The organism is Acinetobacter sp. WU_MDCI_Abxc222, assembly GCF_025514755.1.
GTDB lineage: Bacteria > Pseudomonadota > Gammaproteobacteria > Pseudomonadales > Moraxellaceae > Acinetobacter > Acinetobacter geminorum.
In genome coordinates, this window is sequence record NZ_JAHPVG010000001.1 from 172,478 (window position 1) to 189,297 (window position 16,820).

19 protein-coding genes and 1 pseudogene are annotated in these 16,820 nt (G+C 34.9%); 6 read left to right on the forward strand and 14 right to left on the reverse strand.

Annotated elements, in window-relative coordinates; all coding sequences use genetic code 11:
• Nucleotides 1-86 precede the first annotated feature (86 nt).
• From trpB to KTJ10_RS00825, 5 genes are read right to left on the reverse strand one after another with little or no spacing between them, the layout of a single operon-like run.
• Nucleotides 87-1,292, reverse strand: coding sequence for a tryptophan synthase subunit beta (trpB, locus tag KTJ10_RS00805; protein WP_262441119.1), 1,206 nt, complete (start codon nt 1,290-1,292; stop codon nt 87-89).
• Between the two features lie 37 nt (nt 1,293-1,329).
• A complete protein-coding gene (locus tag KTJ10_RS00810; RefSeq protein WP_130172708.1) occupies nt 1,330-2,517 on the reverse strand; it encodes a vWA domain-containing protein in 1,188 nt (395 codons plus the stop codon).
• A gap of 15 nt (nt 2,518-2,532) precedes the next feature.
• Nucleotides 2,533-3,384 (reverse strand): AAA family ATPase, encoded by an 852-nt coding sequence (locus tag KTJ10_RS00815; protein ID WP_002113662.1) that lies wholly within the window; start codon nt 3,382-3,384, stop codon nt 2,533-2,535.
• Nucleotides 3,385-3,413: 29 nt separating this feature from the next.
• Nucleotides 3,414-3,800 (reverse strand): hypothetical protein, encoded by a 387-nt coding sequence (locus KTJ10_RS00820; RefSeq protein ID WP_032062312.1) that lies wholly within the window; start codon nt 3,798-3,800, stop codon nt 3,414-3,416.
• Nucleotides 3,793-4,098, reverse strand: a complete 306-nt coding sequence (locus KTJ10_RS00825; protein WP_032062314.1) for a YcgL domain-containing protein — start codon at nt 4,096-4,098, stop codon at nt 3,793-3,795. Before KTJ10_RS00825 ends, KTJ10_RS00820 begins: the two co-directional genes overlap by 8 nt.
• Nucleotides 4,099-4,569: 471 nt before the next feature.
• On the opposite strand from KTJ10_RS00825, the gene KTJ10_RS00830 reads away from it, so the two are divergent.
• Nucleotides 4,570-4,734 carry a hypothetical protein gene (locus tag KTJ10_RS00830; RefSeq protein ID WP_002113596.1) on the forward strand — a complete coding sequence of 55 codons (165 nt, stop codon included), beginning with the start codon at nt 4,570-4,572 and terminating at the stop codon, nt 4,732-4,734.
• Nucleotides 4,735-4,806: 72 nt separating this feature from the next.
• On the opposite strand, the pseudogene KTJ10_RS00835 reads toward KTJ10_RS00830, so the two are convergent.
• The 3 genes and pseudogenes from KTJ10_RS00835 to KTJ10_RS00845 all read right to left on the reverse strand — a co-directional run bounded on the left by KTJ10_RS00835 (nt 4,807) and on the right by KTJ10_RS00845 (nt 6,533).
• Nucleotides 4,807-5,141 (reverse strand): annotated as a pseudogene (locus KTJ10_RS00835) (hypothetical protein).
• Between the two features lie 178 nt (nt 5,142-5,319).
• Nucleotides 5,320-5,586, reverse strand: a complete 267-nt coding sequence (locus KTJ10_RS00840) for a hypothetical protein (RefSeq protein WP_238517322.1) — start codon at nt 5,584-5,586, stop codon at nt 5,320-5,322.
• 95 nt (nt 5,587-5,681) lie between these two features.
• Complete coding sequence (locus tag KTJ10_RS00845; RefSeq protein ID WP_262441120.1) at nt 5,682-6,533, reverse strand: LysR family transcriptional regulator; 852 nt, start codon at nt 6,531-6,533, stop codon at nt 5,682-5,684.
• 118 nt (nt 6,534-6,651) lie between these two features.
• On the opposite strand from KTJ10_RS00845, the gene KTJ10_RS00850 reads away from it, so the two are divergent.
• Nucleotides 6,652-7,326, forward strand: coding sequence for an FMN-dependent NADH-azoreductase (locus KTJ10_RS00850; RefSeq protein ID WP_262441121.1), 675 nt, complete (start codon nt 6,652-6,654; stop codon nt 7,324-7,326).
• 441 nt (nt 7,327-7,767) lie between these two features.
• Here KTJ10_RS00850 and KTJ10_RS00855 read toward each other — a convergent pair whose 3' ends face one another.
• The 5 genes from KTJ10_RS00855 to KTJ10_RS00875 form a co-directional block, all read right to left on the reverse strand.
• Complete coding sequence (locus tag KTJ10_RS00855; RefSeq protein ID WP_262441122.1) at nt 7,768-8,892, reverse strand: ribonuclease D; 1,125 nt, start codon at nt 8,890-8,892, stop codon at nt 7,768-7,770.
• 332 nt (nt 8,893-9,224) lie between these two features.
• Nucleotides 9,225-9,821, reverse strand: coding sequence for a recombination mediator RecR (gene recR / locus KTJ10_RS00860; RefSeq protein WP_130119142.1), 597 nt, complete (start codon nt 9,819-9,821; stop codon nt 9,225-9,227).
• A gap of 9 nt (nt 9,822-9,830) precedes the next feature.
• The gene (locus KTJ10_RS00865) at nt 9,831-10,160 is read right to left on the reverse strand and encodes a YbaB/EbfC family nucleoid-associated protein (protein WP_002113538.1); all 330 of its coding nucleotides are present in this window, start codon (nt 10,158-10,160) and stop codon (nt 9,831-9,833) included.
• Between the two features lie 264 nt (nt 10,161-10,424).
• On the reverse strand, nt 10,425-10,661 hold the full coding sequence (locus tag KTJ10_RS00870; protein WP_086264608.1) for a hypothetical protein: 237 nt from the start codon (nt 10,659-10,661) through the stop codon (nt 10,425-10,427).
• Nucleotides 10,662-10,829: 168 nt separating this feature from the next.
• The gene (locus KTJ10_RS00875) at nt 10,830-12,017 is read right to left on the reverse strand and encodes an O-succinylhomoserine sulfhydrylase (RefSeq protein WP_197738918.1); all 1,188 of its coding nucleotides are present in this window, start codon (nt 12,015-12,017) and stop codon (nt 10,830-10,832) included.
• A gap of 136 nt (nt 12,018-12,153) precedes the next feature.
• Between KTJ10_RS00875 and KTJ10_RS00880 the strand changes: the two genes are divergently transcribed.
• Complete coding sequence (locus tag KTJ10_RS00880) at nt 12,154-13,239, forward strand: alpha/beta fold hydrolase (RefSeq protein ID WP_130119140.1); 1,086 nt, start codon at nt 12,154-12,156, stop codon at nt 13,237-13,239.
• A 294-nt stretch (nt 13,240-13,533) separates the two neighbouring features.
• Here KTJ10_RS00880 and KTJ10_RS00885 read toward each other — a convergent pair whose 3' ends face one another.
• Nucleotides 13,534-14,001, reverse strand: coding sequence for a hypothetical protein (locus KTJ10_RS00885; protein WP_130119139.1), 468 nt, complete (start codon nt 13,999-14,001; stop codon nt 13,534-13,536).
• 734 nt (nt 14,002-14,735) lie between these two features.
• On the opposite strand from KTJ10_RS00885, the gene KTJ10_RS00890 reads away from it, so the two are divergent.
• From KTJ10_RS00890 to KTJ10_RS00900, 3 genes are all read left to right on the forward strand, one after another.
• Nucleotides 14,736-15,005 (forward strand): YARHG domain-containing protein, encoded by a 270-nt coding sequence (locus KTJ10_RS00890; protein ID WP_063098761.1) that lies wholly within the window; start codon nt 14,736-14,738, stop codon nt 15,003-15,005.
• A 17-nt stretch (nt 15,006-15,022) separates the two neighbouring features.
• Nucleotides 15,023-15,436, forward strand: coding sequence for an HIT family protein (locus KTJ10_RS00895; protein ID WP_005069390.1), 414 nt, complete (start codon nt 15,023-15,025; stop codon nt 15,434-15,436).
• Nucleotides 15,437-15,691: 255 nt separating this feature from the next.
• Entirely contained in the window at nt 15,692-16,810 is a 1,119-nt protein-coding gene (locus KTJ10_RS00900) for a porin (RefSeq protein ID WP_130119138.1), read from the forward strand.
• Nucleotides 16,811-16,820 lie beyond the last annotated feature (10 nt).

The window sequence follows — 16,820 nt, forward strand, 5'->3', positions numbered from 1 at the left end:
ATAATGAACTTTTAAGAAAGGATAGATTTAGTCTATGAAATAAAAAGCGGTCTTTGAAGTTCGACCGCTTTTTGTGTTTAGTCGGTTTAAAGCTTAAGCTTTTCTGCCACATAATCCGAATCTTTATCTCCACGGCCAGAAAGATTAACCACAATCATGGTTTCTTTCGGCAGCTTTGGTGCTTCACGCATTGCCCAAGCCACAGCATGTGAGCTTTCAAGCGCAGGAACAATTCCCTCAACACGCGATAAGGTCATAAAAGCATCCAAACATTCTTGGTCAGTTGCAGTGTTATATTCCACACGACCTAAATCTTTTAAGAAACTATGCTGTGGCCCAACACCCGGATAGTCCAATCCTGAAGCAATAGAATGCACTGGCAATGGTTCACCAGCTTCATTTTCAAGCACGTAACACGCCATACCATGAATTTGGCTTGGCTTACCTAAAGTTAAAGTTGCCGAATGCATGTGAGTTTCTAAACCATGTCCTGCTGGTTCAACCCCAACCAACTTCACATCCGAATCATTTAAAAATGCTGTAAACGCACCGATTGCATTTGAACCGCCACCAACACATGCGACAACATAATCCGGATTTTTCCCAAAACGATGATGTGTCTGCTCTTTAATTTCATTGCCAATAATCGATTGAAAATCTCGAACCATTTTTGGAAATGGATGTGGACCAACCACAGAACCTATCGCATAAATAAAGTTTTTAGGATCTTTTAAATATTCTTCAAAAGCACTATCAACTGCATCTTTTAAGGTTGCTGTACCACGTGTTACTGAAACTAAATGAGCGCCCAAAATTTTCATTTTAACGACATTTGGATGCTCTTTTTCAATATCTACTTGACCCATGTGAATTTCACATGGAATACCAACTAAAGCACAAGCTGTTGCTAGAGCGACACCATGCTGTCCTGCACCAGTCTCAGCAATGACTTTCTTTTTACCCATATATTTAGCAAGTAGAGCCTCACCTAAACAGTGATTGATCTTATGAGCACCCGTATGATTTAAGTCTTCACGTTTTAAATAAATTTGCGCACCGCCTAACTGATCAGAAAGACGTTTTGCATGAAATAAAGGACTTGGACGACCTACATAATTCGAAAAGAGGTCCGATAATTCATTTTGAAATTCAGGTGTATGGCGAATTTCTTCATAAGCAACATTAATTTCATCCATTGCTTCTTTTAAATGTGGAGGAATAAATTGACCTCCATACTCACCAAAAAATCCCTGTTCATTTGGTAAAGCAATACCATTAATTTGATGTTGCATATCATCCCTCTTTTTTAAATTATTAAACTTATCAAGCCTATCGAGAAAGGTAACGCGTCAAATCCTCAATGCCTTTTAGGGTCATTGGATACATATGGTTTTCAAAAATCTCTTTAATCCAACCAATTGTTTGAGTGTAATGCCAATACCCTTCTGTTTCAGGGTTCAACCATGCTGTTTTATCAAAATGCTGACGTAGGCGACGCAACCAAACTTCACCTGCTTCATCATTCATATATTCAACCGAGCCACCTACCGATTTCAACTCATACGGTGCCATACTGGCATCACCCACCACAATTACACGATAGTCGCGTCCGTAAGTATGGAACAGATCCCACGTATTCATGCGCGTTGCTGTTCTTCGGTAGTTATCTTTCCAAACATAGTCATAAAGACAGTTATGAAAATAAAAGTATTCGAGTGTCTTAAACTCACTTTTAGCAGCACTAAAGAGTTTTTCGCATTGAGCAATATGAGCATCCATCGAACCGCCCACATCGAACAACATCAGCACTTTTATTCGGTTTCTACGCTCAGGTACCATCTGAACATCCAAAATACCTTGTTTGGCTGTTTCACGAATAGTTCCGTCAACATCTAACTCTTCAGCTGCACCTTGGCGAGCAAATTTGCGTAAACGTCGTAAAGCAATTTGCATCTGGCGAGTACCAAGAACTTGATCATCATCTAAATTTTGATATTTCCGCTGTTCCCAGACTTTAACTGCCGAACGTTTACGGCCCGGTCCACCAATTCGCACACCTTCTGGATGGTCACCAAAAGCACCAAAAGGTGAAGTTCCACCTGTGCCAACCATACGGTTACCACCTTGGTGTTTCTTATGCTGCTCGCGTAAACGCTCTTCCAGCATTTTCATTAGTTCTTCTAAAGAACCCGCTTTTTGGAGTTCAGCTCTTTGCTCTGGAGTTAAATGTTTTTCGAGAAGTTCTAAATCGAACCAGTCTTTTGGTAATTTATGAACTTGTTTAAGCAACTCATCGATATCAAAAGTTTCAATGCCATCAAAGTAATCTTTCATAGCACGGTCAAACTTATCAAAAAAGCGCTCATCTTTAACTAAAATAGTTTTAGCAAGTTGATAGAACTCATCTTGGTCAGCAAAAACCAAGCCTTCACTCACTGCACGATTTAAGTCAATGAGTTCACGCGTGGTAACTGGAACACCATATTTACGTAAGGTGTAAAATAACCGCACAAACATGGGTTATTCCCTCCTTTAACGTCGCGACATGAAAGCCAAGCGTTCGAGAAGTTGTACATCTTGCTCGTTTTTGATGAGAGCACCATATAAAGGTGGAATAGCTTTAGATGTATCTCGATTACGTAATACATCTTCAGGCATATCATCTGCCATGAGTAAGCTTAACCAATCAATCAACTCAGAGGTTGATGGTGGTTTCTTTAAATTAGGAATTTCACGTAGTTTAAAGAAAACTTGTAAAGCTTCGTTTACCAATGTTGCAGAGATATTTGGGAAATGAACCGCAATGATTTCTCGCATTGTGGCTTCATCTGGAAACTCAATATAGTGGAAGAAGCAACGGCGCAAGAAAGCATCTGGTAATTCTTTTTCATTATTTGAAGTAATAATTACAATTGGGCGTTGCGTTGCCGTAATTGTTTCATTCGTTTCATAAACATAAAAAGACATTTTATCGAGTTCATGCAATAAGTCATTTGGAAACTCAATATCGGCCTTATCAATTTCATCAATTAATAATACGCAACGCTCTTCACTGGTGAAAGCTTCCCACAGTTTACCGGGTTTAATGTAGTTCTTAATATCGTAAACTCGGTCATCGCCTAACTGGCTGTCTCTTAAACGAGAAACTGCATCATATTCATACAACCCTTGCTGCGCTTTAGTTGTAGATTTGATATGCCAAGTAATCAGTTTTAAACCCAAACTTTGTGCTACTTGTTCAGCAAGTAAAGTTTTACCCGTGCCTGGTTCACCCTTAATCAGTAAAGGCTTTTGCAAAGCACGAGCTGCTTTTACAGCAAGCTTAAGACTATCAGTCGCAATATATTGATCTGTACCGGTAAAATGTTGGGTATCAGCAGACATGTAAAGACCTTATTTTTCTATTTCAATGGTTAGATGGAACGCATGTTTTTGTTTGTTGAATATTTTGACCAACAATATCCAATCACCAAACCTAGACCAACTACAAACAGAATTAAAGATAAATTTGACCAAATTAACGGACTGTCTTTAGTTAAAACACCAAAAAGGAGTCCAAAAATAGCAGGTGCTACAGATGCATTCGGTCCTTCAGATACTGTTGGTGTAACTAAAATAGCAAATACAATCAGCCAGCTAATTGCACCCAAAGTAGTAGGAAGACGGCGCATTAATCGCCACCAACACCACAAAGCAATAATAGCGCCTATTCCATAAGCTGCTAAAGCAATAACACCTTCAGGAATAACATCCAAAAAAGAAAATAATTGATTCATTATTCCAGTTTGATCTTCATGCACCACGTAAGCCCTCTGGTTCAACTGCATTCGGGTTAATTAACCCTTCTGGCGGCATCTGAATAAAGAAACCTTTTGTTTGTAATGAGTCTAAAACATGTAAAACATTAACACGCGCCAATTTACGTGTTGGAGCTAACTCTAAATGCATGACAAACGTTGCACGACCAAACGCTTGTAAAACAGCTTCAGGAACATTTTCAAACGGATCAGCTTGCTCCGCATTGTCAGGATAGTTTGGACGAGCAATATACATGTACATTTCATCTTTTTTGCTCGATCTATAAATATCACAGTGCATTTCAAATCAACTCTTGAACTAAGGACAGCATACATGAAAAAAAACGACTCACACACGCAGGTTTGTTTACGCATCAGTCGTTTTTTTAATTCTTGAGAAATATTAACCTACAACAATGATTAAGGTCGATAATAACTTTGTTCCTGTTAAAAACAAGGTTCCATATAAAATTAATAAATATTTGATTTTAAATAATTAAACATAATTTTCAACTTTAATAAAATAAAACAATTTTTAGGAAAAAAGAAAAAATGTTCGTTACTGAGTACTTTTTGTGATCTATCTTTAACAATTTCACGATTTAATTCTATGAAATTTATCATATTACAATCAGGTATTACCTTTTTAAATTCACATTTGAGTAAAATTTCTAAGCACTTAATACACATTGGGAGACATTACTTAACTGGTTTAAATTTTCAACATGTTTAAATATTAAGTATCTTGTTCATAGATATGGAGGATGAAATTATGCCTCGTGGTGATAAAACTGCTTATACAGCCAAGCAAAAACGTCAGGCCAAACATATTGTTGAGAGTGAAGTAGATAGAGGCCATTCTCAAGAAGAAGCCGAACGAATTGCATGGTCTACCGTCAATAAACAAGATGGTGGCGGTAAGAAAAAGTCCCATTAATATATAAAAATAAATACTTCTTTAGCCCAAACTAAAGAAGTGTTTTTTATTTAAGGACGTGTTAATTTTTTTCTAGAAGACGCGAGAGCTTTTTATATAGTCATCGCTTACTTGATTTAAGGCAGTCAAAATAGCGCTATCATCTTGACTTAATAAAGCCTCATTAAGACTTTCCATATAAGCGATGAGTTGAGTTTTAGAGGTATGAGCAAATTCGGTCGTTACAGCTTCATCTTCATATAAGATTACATAACTACGTGCGAAACCATAAATTAGGTAAACTGCTACTTTTTCTTTTGTATCTTGAGATTCTTTAAGAGACTATTCACAAGCATTTTTAAAGCTTTAAATGCGTCTGTACCAGTAGATTGATTTTTGAAAGATAAAAGTATTGTTTGGAAGTTCATATCCATATCCCACTCAAAAAGTAAAGCTACAGAAGAAGATAGAACCTGTCAAATAAAATTCTGATTAATATAAATTTAATTGTAAATAGATTTATATTTAACTTCTTTTAGATCACGATAAATCATGCAATAAAAAACCACTCTTTTTTAAGAGTGGTTTAGTTAAAACAATCATTCATTAGAAGCTTATTTCAATTGTGATCGTAGTACCGGAGTGCTCAATATCAGTTGACACATTAAAACCTCTGCTTCTAAGCTCCTCTTCAACCAGTGTAAGATGATCAGGACTTATAGCATCAACAGGAAACCAGAAAGTTGCTTTTCGCTTTCCCTCTTTAGATTCAGACTCCGTCCCAGTTAAAATTTTTTCCAATATGACGTCTTGATTTATTTTAAAGTTTTTAGCGTTTTGACGAGCTTGTTCAGCATTAAATTTGTTAAGCATATTTATCTCTCTAATTATTAATCTATATAATTTTATAGCATAAAAAGACGTTATAAGTTTTAGTGTTGTGTAGTTACCCCATCAAATATAGAAGTTTATTGAGTAAATAAATTTTCTACCCATTCGATAAATTTTCTGGCATTTCTATTTTTAAAATCTTGCTTATTTGGAATATAGTAACACAGCTCTGATTGAATGGGTTTAGTTTTAAACTCCTGTAAAAGATTCGCCTTAACAAACCTATGGGTAAGTGTAGTAGAACAAAATACTAATCCATTGGCAGATAAAGCCTCGTGGATCCCAAAAATTTCCTGATCAAATTTCTTAATTATAAGCCTCTTTGGGTTCCATTCATTTTCCTCAAGCCAAGTCTCTAGTGGTGGACTTGGTAATGCCTTATTTTTCCATTCTGTCGTAAATAAAGTTATTGGTTCACTAGAACATTTAAGCAGATCAAGTTTAGATGAACCAAACACATTAAAAGACTCATATTTAACGATATCTTGAGATTGGACCAAAGATACGTCGCCATATCGAATAGGTAAGGTATATAAGTGATTATCTAAAGTTTCACCTGTAGAAAACTCAACTGATATATCGGGATGCGATTGATAAAACTCACTTATTGAAGGAATTAACAGCATTGCAGCTAGTGAAGAAGTGCTAGCGACTCTCACTACGCTTCCATTTACTGTTATTTCATCTAGTGCATCTTCAATTTTACGAAATCCTTCAGAAATTGCTCCAGCAAGTCTTTTCCCTGTCGTTGTAAGCGTTATTTTCCTTACCTGTCGATGAAATAAATCAACATTTAATCTGCTTTCTAGATTCGCAATATGATGTGAAATTGCAGTCGGTGTTAGCGAAAGCTCTTCAGCAGCCAACTTAAAACTACCCAATCGAGCGGCTGATTCAAATGCTTTAAGTGCTTGCAAAGAAACTTGCATGCTTCCTCCCCATTTAAATTTATAGATGAACTAAAATCATCTATAAATGTAATTTTCTCGTTTGTCTACTTATGTTTTAAGACTCAAAATAAATTAAATCCTAACTTTTTCGGAATTAATGATGAGTAAAATATTACATATAGATGCTAGCGTCAGATCTGCAATTAACCCTAACCCAAATCATAATTCTATTTCAAAAAATATTGCTAATCGGTTGATCAACTCATGGAAACAACAACTGCCTATAGATGAATATATTTATCGTGATGTAGGAATGAATCCACCACCCTTTATTAATCAAGACTGGATTGATGCTGTGTTCACACCTGATAATAAAAGAACTGAAGCTCAGCGCAATGTTTTATCTATATCAGATCAATTAATAGCTGAAGTCTCGAACTCAGATATTCTTGTAATTTCTTCGCCTATGTACAATTACGGTATGCCTGCCCAACTGAAAGCATGGTTTGATCAAATTATTCGGATCAATAAAACCTTTGATTTTGACCTCGCTCGGGGAGACTTTCCCTTACAGCCTCTGTTATCTAGAAAAATTTTAATTATTATCACTTCCAGCGGTGAATTTGGGTTTGAGAAAGATGGAATTCGACATGATATGAGCCATCTTGTGCCACATATTCGTACATTGAGTAAATATTTAGGCGTAGAAAAAATTTACGAAATTACTTCTGAGTATCAAGAGTTTGGAGATCATAGGCATATAAAATCATTAGAAAATGCTTTTCAAAAAGCTGAAGAAGTTGTGTCCGAACTTGCTCATTCATTTGCGTAAAATCTAGAGGAATAAATACTTAAATTTAAAATAAGTTAAATCAGTAAAAATAAAAAAGCCTACCCTATTGGGTAGGCTTTTCATTTCTGCACCGAAACAAATTTATAGTTATATATTATATAAGTTGAAATTGTTTTTCTTAAATCCAAGAATATACAGACCTGTATGTTTAATCAATTGAATTTTTCTCACGATATAAGTTAATTTAATTCATTATTGAATTTTCAAATTATATTTACTTTATTACATTATTTTATGAATTTTATCAGACTAAATAATTATTTAGATAATCTACAAAAAAATCTTATTTTTATATACTTAAATATTAAAATTAACTCCTTTTTTAAATAAAAACTAATTAAAAACTTAACACAACGATTATTCTTTATTTAAAAGGCTCATCACATGATGAGCCTCTAAATTTCTAATTATCTATTCATTTTAAATAGATAAACTTTGTTTTTCTTCTTGAAACAACTGGATTAATGGTTGAGTTAATAACTCGTAACGCCATCCTAACAGATAGTCAGGTAAATCCTGTTCATCCCCTTGAGATAGAACATGTTGATGAATGGCATTTAACCATTTTTTTCTCAGCAACACTTCTTTAGGAATAGAAGTCTCATTTATTGCATGAGCAAGTACCATATCCATTTTATTTAAAGTTTCTTTAGACGTAACCTTAAATGGTTTTGCAATCTTTGATGGCCATTTGCTTTCGACTGGTAAATCTTTAAGAAGTTCTAAAATCGTTTTGCCGTACTCGCGAACTACATTCGGACGAATATCTTTCACTTGCGAAAGTTGAAAACTATTACGCGGGTTCTTTTCAACCATATCAATCATGGTTGAATTTCTAAGAATAAAACTGCGTGGCTGATTCGTTGCTTTCACAATGTATTCACGCCACTCGCTTAAATTTTGCAACTGCATTAACTGACGACGTGAATGACGATAATTTCCCACATCGGTATATAGTAATTCGGTCGGTGTTTCACTAATGATTTCTTTAGTTAGACTACTACAGTCCTCAAGAACATAGTTATAAAGCCTTTTCTGCTTAAGCTGTTCTTGAATATGACTAGCTAACTTCATTAGATACAAAACATCGTTAGCAGCATAACAAAGTTGCTGAGGCGATAAAGGTCTAGCCAACCAATCAGATCTGGTTTGATCTTTTTCAATATCAATATCAAGACAAAGTTTTAAAGCACCTTGGTAACTCACTTGCAGACCATGACCTAAAAAAGACAGACCTACTTGAGTATCAAACACATTAAGCAAATCTTCTTGATCAGCGTAATGATAGATTAAATCAATATCTTCTCCACATGCATGAAAAATATTTTGCTGCGCGAGGAAAATCTTTTTCCAAAACTGACTTAGATCTAATGAAACACCATCCAACAGATAGACATCACCATTTACATTGACTTGGCATACTCCAAGTTTAGGCCAGAGTGTGTCAACCTTAATAAATTCTGTATCAAGTCCATATATTGAACATTGATCCATTTTTTGAAGAACATCAACCAATTCGGTTTGCTGTTGGATAAACTGAAACATGCTTTCTCAAGTATTGCAAAGAGTGCTTTAAACTCTGGTATATATAACATAGAAGCAGAAAAATGCCACTTAAACCTTTATGAATACTCTATTTTTGAACAATTTTTCGAAAATAGATAATTTTTTGATCTTTTATTTGTACTTTTTAAATTTATCTCCAAATGTTCTTTATTTAAAATTTATAAGATCTTTTTCATGCTTATATTCATATTTTGTTTAAAATATCTTTAATAATAAAATACAAAATAATATTTATGTTTAATAACTGAATTCAATTAATAAATTTAATCAAATTGATAGTACATTCATTAATGAAATAAGCATCGAAATGCTTATTTCATTCTCATGCGATTATGTACTGCCTGACTTAAAGTATGGCTATCTACGTATTCGAGTTCACCACCCTGAGGTACACCTTGAGCAATACGCGTCATTTGTATTGGTAAATGTTTAGTCGCCTCTACCAAATAATGGGCTGTCGCTTGTCCTTCTACAGTCGCATTAGTTGCCAAAATGACTTCTTCAATAGTACCTTGGCTTAGACGCTGAATTAGGTAAGGAATACCAATTTCTTCTGGACCAATACCATCTAATGGAGAAAGATGACCACCTAAAACATGGTATTTTCCACGAAAGCTACCGCTTTGTTCAATCGCCATCACATCAGCTGGTGATTCAACTACACACAATAACTGATCATCTCGGTCAGTTGAGGCGCAAATATCACAAACTTCATTTTCAGTCAAAGAATGGCAGACACTACATTCATGTATATAACTTGAAGCCTCATGTAAAGCATGAGCTAATGCAAATGCCCCTTCTCGATTTTTCATCAAAAGATGTAAAGCCATACGTTGAGCCGACTTCGGACCAACGCTTGGCAATATACGTAAAGCTTGAACGAGTTGTTCAAATCTATCGCTAAACACTGAATTTCCTTAGAACATGCCCGCTAAGCCAGGTGGTAAACCCATACCAGAATTTGCTTTTTGCATTTTTTCTTCAGAAATCACTTCTGCTTGACGTACAGCATCATTTACTGCAGCAGCAATTAAGTCTTCAATCATGTCTGGTTCATCTTGAAGTAATTCTGGATTAATTTCGATACGTTTTACGATATAACGGCCAGTCATTGTGACTTTAACCAAACCACCGCCCGCTTCAGCGTGTACTTCAGTTTGAGCAAGCTCTTCTTTAGCCTTTTTTATATTTGATTCCATATCTTTTTGCATGCGCTGCGCTTGCTGCATAAGCATATTGATATTCATAAACCTAACTCCGTATCTCTATCAAATATTTCAAGTATTATTGATAGTCACATAACACTGCAAAACTTAAACTCTTTCTACTCCCCATATAGATCATCAAGATTATTGAGGTTAGTACGTTTAAATCAAAATTAATCCGTAATTCTGACACAATAAATCAATGTTTTCTATTGGTATCTATGAAACTATTTTCTATGGTCAATCGACTAAAAGCGTTTATATAGAAAACTTTTGATGAGTAGAAAAAAGTAAAATTTAGAAAAGTTACTGGGCAGCCTGTAGACTTTTATTGTTTGGTTTATATTCACTTAAAGGAACATTCTTGAAAGAAGTATTGGCTTTTTCTATTGAAAGATCAGCGTCTTGAACGGATTTGTTTGCATCATTAATTAATAATACAGTTTCACTCATCTGTGTTGGTTCATCTTTTTGAGCAAATACTCTATATCCAACTAGACCAATTGCCCCTATCGCAACTAAAATAATTATTGGTTTAAGCATGACTAAAGACTCTCTTTGTTATTTTTATTAAATTTAGAGCTTTTATACGTTGAAATTTTAGACTGTTTTATAACAAAACGTAGACTTTTTATTGCTATTGTTGCTTATAAGTAACAAAAAAAGCCACATTAAAATGAATGTGACTTTTCCATAACAAACATAACTTAATTAGATTAAATCTAACCCACGTGAGATATCACCAATAATGTCATTAATATCTTCTAGCCCCACAGAAACACGAATTAGACCTTCTTGAATACCAGCAGCTTCTTTTGCTTCAACAGAAAGTTTGCCATGAGTTGTGGTTGCTGGGTGGGTAATCGTCGATTTCACATCACCTAGATTACCTGTAATCGAGATAAACTTAGTATTATCAATAACCTTCCAAGCACCTTCACGCTCGCCTTTAACAACGAAGGATACAATACCGCCAAAGCCATTTTGCTGTTTAGCAGCAAGTTCATGACCTTCATGAGCTGGTAAACCTGCGTAGTAAACCTTCTCTACCTTTTCATGACTAGATAACCATTCTGCAAGAATTTGAGCACTCTCACAGTGTGCTTTCATACGTAAACGTAAAGTTTCTAGACCTTTTAAGAAAACCCATGCATTAAATGGGCTCATTGATGGTCCAAGCGTACGAACAACACCGAAAACTTCTTCTAACAACTGATGATTACCAACAACAGCACCACCTAATGCACGGCCTTGGCCATCTAAGTATTTAGTCGCAGAGTAAATCACAAGATCCGCACCAAACTTTAGTGGTTGCTGTAAAACAGGTGTACAGAAACTGTTATCAACCGCAAGTAATGCGCCATTCGCATGGGCGATATCTGCTAGAGCTTGTATATCTGCAATCTCAGCTAGAGGGTTAGACGGTGACTCAACAAAGAAAAGTTTGGTTTCAGGACGTACAGCATTTTTCCATTCGTCTAAATCACACAAATCAACAAATGTAATGTCTACACCAAACTTGGCAATATATTTTTCAAATAAGGCAACAACTGAACCAAAAACTGCTCTTGAGCAAATAACATGATCACCCGCTTTTAGATATGCCATAGCAACTGACAAAATCGCGCCCATTCCCGAGCTTGTCGCTACAGCTCGTTCAGCACCATCTAAAGCTGCTAAACGTTTTTCGAACATCGATACAGTCGGATTAGTAAAACGAGAATAGATATTTCCTTGAACCTGACCAGAAAATTTTGCAGCCGCTTCAGCAGCGTTTTCATATACAAATGATGAAGTCAAAAAAATCGGTTCGCCATGCTCACCTTCAAAACTACGAGTATGTCCGGTACGAATGGCTAAAGTATCAAGTTGGTATTCTAAATCATCAGACTGGTTCATTAAATGTTCGCCTTTACTGGTCATGTACTAAAAAACTATCATCATTTTGAGTGTCTAGGGTATTTAAGGTCAAGGTAAACCTTAAAATTATCGCTTAGACTTTATTCAACTTTAGTAAATAGTTGGTAAAAGCAAGATGAAACGCTTAAAGTCCCTTGTCTCTGAACAAAGTCAAATCAAGCACCTCTCTACCCGACTATTTCGCCCTCAAACATTAGTGTTGTCACAAAGCACTCCTTATGAAGTGATTGGTGAATTCAATCAAACTCGTATTCGTTATTACGCAGCTACTCAAAAACAATTTAAAGAACCGTTAGTATTTGTTGCACCACTCGCTATTAATATGGCGATATATGATTTATATCCATATCGCTCTCTTATTAAATACTTCCAAAATGCAGGTTTTGACGTATATCTTGTGGATTGGGGCCGCTTAAATTTTAAAGATAGACATCTTAATTTTTTATCATTTATTGAAGGGTTTATTCCTCAAGCAATACAACTTGTCCGAGCACATTCAGGAAGTGAACAAATCTCGCTTCATGGCTGGAGTATGGCTGGCATATTTGTCACTTTATATACCGCTTTAAATCAACCCAATTATGTTAAAAACCTTATCGTACTTGGTAGTCCAATAGATAGTTATGCTTCTGGTTATATTGGAAAACTCTACCGAGCCATAAACAACGCGATTGGTCGCAATAAAAAAATTCAAGACCGTATTTACTCTGGACTACCAAAACGTTTGATTCATAGTCCTGGAATTTTAAACTCTTTAGGTTTCAAAATTCTTGATCCTAAAGGCTGGTTTGATGGACATATTCAACTACTAAAGAATCTTGATGACCTACAATTTGTGCAAGAGCATGCCACTTTAAGTAACTTTTTAAATAATATGATTGATTATCCGGGCGGAATTAATCAGGACATGTTGTTCAATGTTTGGTTGCAAAATCCATTGAAGCGCGGCTTTATCCAGTTAAAAGATAAAAAAATAGAATTAAAAAATATCCACTGTTCTCTGTTAGTTGGCGCGGGTCGTAGCGATCAGTTAGTAACTGCTGATGCTGCTCACCCATTAAGCCAATTAACTAGTAGCAAAGACGTTACGTTTACTCTTATTCCTGGCGGACATTTGGGCCTCATGTCGAGTCAGGCAAGTGCTCTGGAGTTTTGGCCCCAACTGGCAAAATGGCTATCCGAACGTTCAACGCAAATTTAATGATAAAAGTCATGATTCAATTCGTTGCATTTACTGGTTTAGGAGTAATTGATACCGTATAGCTGCGCATTGACCAATAATACTATTATTTTCATAGCTACTTACTGGCTTGTCTTAATAGTTTAAAAGTACTTAATTTAAATATAAAAAAACCGTTCAAATGGGCGGTTTATAAAATATAAGTCAATGAAATATATTTACTAAGAGTACTCAACTATTCTATTAAGTCATCTCATTTATGACTCAAATCTTTTTATATAAAAAGCATCTTAAGCACTTCAATTTTATTATTTTTTAAGATGTAGGAACTTTATTATTTTTTTTATAATCGGATGATTTAAAGTAATTTATAATCATTTGTGCACTTCTTTCAGAAGAAGCTTTTGCCTGCTCCATTTTTGTCACATAAGGATTGGTAACCATACAACTTGGCAATAAACTATTTGTAAGTGGTGGAAACTTTTCCCTTCCCCCTAAAGTAATTTTTTCGATAAAACCAGCCAACCACATAATGTATTCTCCTTTATTCTTATAGGTTGGCATTAAGCTGATATCGAGTTTAACTCTACATTCTTTTGCAGGCTTATTTAAACACTCTTCAAAATCAATAAAATTATATTTTAGTTGATACGGCGTACCTCTTATTTCTTGTCTGATAATACTAACTAAGCCATTCAAATGCTCAACAATATTATCAGAAGAATGCTTTTCCTCTTCAAACTTTTTATAAACTTTTTCAGCAATAATTAAAAATTGTGGCATCCTCTATTCCTTTAGTATTTAGTCTAAATGAATGACTAAGTCCTTTAAGAAAGTATGATGGATATACTATTACTATATGTAAGGTTATAAGGCTAGAAAGTAACTACCAGATCAATTGTGAAAGTGCCATGACAAATCGATCACAAAAATAAAATATAGTGTAATATTTGTATCATTCTAAATCGCTTATTTTCCATGATTAGAAATAACTTTAAATAAAAAAAGCCCATTTCATTTTGAGAAATAGGCTATAAAAACAAAAACTATCAAACGCAGCAATTAAGGACACTATAATAGAAGCTAAAATATGTAAAATCAATACATCTTTCATTTAAAACATAATAATTATCACATTTCATACTTTTGATAATGTTATTAATAACTGGTTTTTTCATTGTCCAAATTGCATGCTGAAAGGCTTCTATGCAGTAAACAAAATCCTGAGCCTTTCCATCAAATTTTAGATCATTACAACAAAACACAAGTATTTTATATAGGCCAACACTGTGAGTCATAAGGGGCTAGATAAGAATCAGATTATTGAAAAATATATAAATAACCACTTAAGCTTATGTTTTATTTGATGTTTTTAAATTATTGATATTTAATAACTTTATTCATCCTCTGAACAAATTCTAAACCAAAATGACACTTGAGTAATTAATAGTCATTGAAATATTGGTAATAAACCGTATATTGAGTACAGGTTCATACCTTTAACTGAGGAAAAGCTCATGAATAAATTTATGGTTGCAGTCTTTACTGGCATGGTAAGCATTGCTAGTGTAGGTGTACAAGCTGCAACACCTGAGCAAGAATGTCAGAAATTGCAAGACGATTACAATTTGATTTATGCATCAAAAGGCTTTTGTTTTAAAGATCCTGATGCAAAAGAAAAATATGGTAATGAAAACTGTCATACGACAAAACCAAAGTTTTCTGACAAAGAGCAACAACGTCTAGACGCTATTAAAGAACGTCAAAAAGAATTGAAATGTAAATGATTTTAAAGGAATAATACATGGCATATGATGATCAAAATATCTTCGCAAAAATTTTACGTGGAGAACTTCCAGCGATAAAAGTATATGAAGATGATCAAGTTCTAGCTTTTATGGATATTATGCCTCAAGCCGATGGTCATACATTAGTTATTCCAAAAACGCCTGCTGTAACACTGCTAGACTTACCTGCTGAAGCAGCTGCATATACCATACAAATTGTTCAGAAAATTGCTAAGGCAATGGAAAAAGCGCTCAATTTGGAAGGTATTGTATTGATGCAACTTTCTGGAGCAGCAGCAGGACAAACTGTTCCACATGTTCATTTTCACCTAATTCCAACAAATGTGCATCATCTTGGACGCCATGCTGTTGAATTAGGAGATCAAGAAAAAATTAAAGAATTAGCTGAAAAAATTAAAGCAGCTCTTTGATTTTTAAATGGTTAAAGCGGAGTTTAGACTCCGCTTTTTTTCGTCTAAAAACTATAAAAAATGCAAAGAAACTAATTTATTACTAAATTTTAAACGTCATAAAACTGTCATTTATTCTTCACTTCTCTGTCACAAAATTTGTCGATACTGCATAGCAAGTTGGTGAGCTTTTGTAACTTTTTGTACATCAGTCAACTACAAAATAAATAGTTAGCTAGGCATACGCCATTTTTAAATACTTTTGGAGAAATCTCAATGAAGAAATTGCTACTCGCTGCCGCAGTTGCAACTTTGAGCATAAACGCGGTGCAAGCAGCGCCAACTTTGTATGGCAAACTAAATGTTTCTATTAACCAAGTTGATAATAAAAATTTCGATGGAAAAAGTGACGTTACCGAAATTAACTCAAACTCTTCTCGTATTGGGGTAAAAGGCGAAGAGAAATTAACTGACAAATTATCTGCTGTTTATTTAGCTGAATGGGCAATTTCTACTGATGGTTCAGGTTCTGATACTGACCTTAGTGCTCGTAACCGTTTTATCGGTTTAAAAACTGAAGGTGTTGGTACATTAAAAGTAGGTAAGTATGATTCTTACTTCAAAACTGCTGCTGGTGGTAACCAAGACATCTTTAATGACGATACACGTTTAGATATTACTAATATCATGTACGGTGAAAACCGTTTAGACAACGTGATCGGTTTTGAATTAGACCCTAAGTTATTAGCAGGTTTAACATTCAATATCATGGCTCAAACTGGTGAAAGCACCTCTGATAATAAACAAGGTGAAACTGGTAAAGACAGCAAAAACGATAGCTTTGACTCTGTGTCAACTGCGCTTGGCTACGAAAACAAAGACCTTGGTTTAGCAATTGCTGCAGCTGGTGACTTTGGTATTAAAGGTAAATATGCTGCTTACGGTCTGAAAGATGTCTATACAGATGCTTACCGTGTAACTGGTTCTTATGACATTGCTAAATCAGGTTTTGTAATTGGCGCTTTATGGCAACATGCTGAACCTACTGATGACTTGACTGCTTATAAAACGTCAAAAACTACGCGTGTAGATGGCGTTGATAAAACTACAGATACCTATACAAACTACAAAGGTTTAGAAGAAGAAGCATATGCAGTAACAGCTGCTTATAAAATTCCAAACACTAAACTTAAAGTGAAAGCAGAATATGCTTCTGCTGAAACACAAGTAAGCGGTAAACAAGATCGTAAAATTGACTTATACGGTTTAGGTCTTGATTACCAAATCAACAAACAAGCTCGCTTCTACGGTATCGTTGCTCAACAAAAACGCGACTGGATTAAAGAAGACGACAAACAAACTGTTGTAGGTACTGGTATCGAATATAACTTCTAATGAGTTAAGT

Coding starts and splice junctions, on each gene's coding strand:
- trpB (WP_262441119.1), bottom strand. CDS start 1,292: ATGCAACATCAAATTAATGGTATTGCTTTACCAAATGAACAGGGATTT.
- KTJ10_RS00810 (WP_130172708.1), bottom strand. CDS start 2,517: ATGTTTGTGCGGTTATTTTACACCTTACGTAAATATGGTGTTCCAGTT.
- KTJ10_RS00815 (WP_002113662.1), bottom strand. CDS start 3,384: ATGTCTGCTGATACCCAACATTTTACCGGTACAGATCAATATATTGCG.
- KTJ10_RS00825 (WP_032062314.1), bottom strand. CDS start 4,098: ATGCACTGTGATATTTATAGATCGAGCAAAAAAGATGAAATGTACATG.
- KTJ10_RS00830 (WP_002113596.1), top strand. CDS start 4,570: ATGCCTCGTGGTGATAAAACTGCTTATACAGCCAAGCAAAAACGTCAG.
- KTJ10_RS00840 (WP_238517322.1), bottom strand. CDS start 5,586: ATGCTTAACAAATTTAATGCTGAACAAGCTCGTCAAAACGCTAAAAAC.
- KTJ10_RS00845 (WP_262441120.1), bottom strand. CDS start 6,533: ATGCAAGTTTCTTTGCAAGCACTTAAAGCATTTGAATCAGCCGCTCGA.
- KTJ10_RS00850 (WP_262441121.1), top strand. CDS start 6,652: ATGATGAGTAAAATATTACATATAGATGCTAGCGTCAGATCTGCAATT.
- KTJ10_RS00855 (WP_262441122.1), bottom strand. CDS start 8,892: ATGTTTCAGTTTATCCAACAGCAAACCGAATTGGTTGATGTTCTTCAA.
- KTJ10_RS00865 (WP_002113538.1), bottom strand. CDS start 10,160: ATGAATATCAATATGCTTATGCAGCAAGCGCAGCGCATGCAAAAAGAT.
- KTJ10_RS00870 (WP_086264608.1), bottom strand. CDS start 10,661: ATGCTTAAACCAATAATTATTTTAGTTGCGATAGGGGCAATTGGTCTA.
- KTJ10_RS00875 (WP_197738918.1), bottom strand. CDS start 12,017: ATGAACCAGTCTGATGATTTAGAATACCAACTTGATACTTTAGCCATT.
- KTJ10_RS00880 (WP_130119140.1), top strand. CDS start 12,154: ATGAAACGCTTAAAGTCCCTTGTCTCTGAACAAAGTCAAATCAAGCAC.
- KTJ10_RS00885 (WP_130119139.1), bottom strand. CDS start 14,001: ATGCCACAATTTTTAATTATTGCTGAAAAAGTTTATAAAAAGTTTGAA.
- KTJ10_RS00890 (WP_063098761.1), top strand. CDS start 14,736: ATGAATAAATTTATGGTTGCAGTCTTTACTGGCATGGTAAGCATTGCT.
- KTJ10_RS00895 (WP_005069390.1), top strand. CDS start 15,023: ATGGCATATGATGATCAAAATATCTTCGCAAAAATTTTACGTGGAGAA.
- KTJ10_RS00900 (WP_130119138.1), top strand. CDS start 15,692: ATGAAGAAATTGCTACTCGCTGCCGCAGTTGCAACTTTGAGCATAAAC.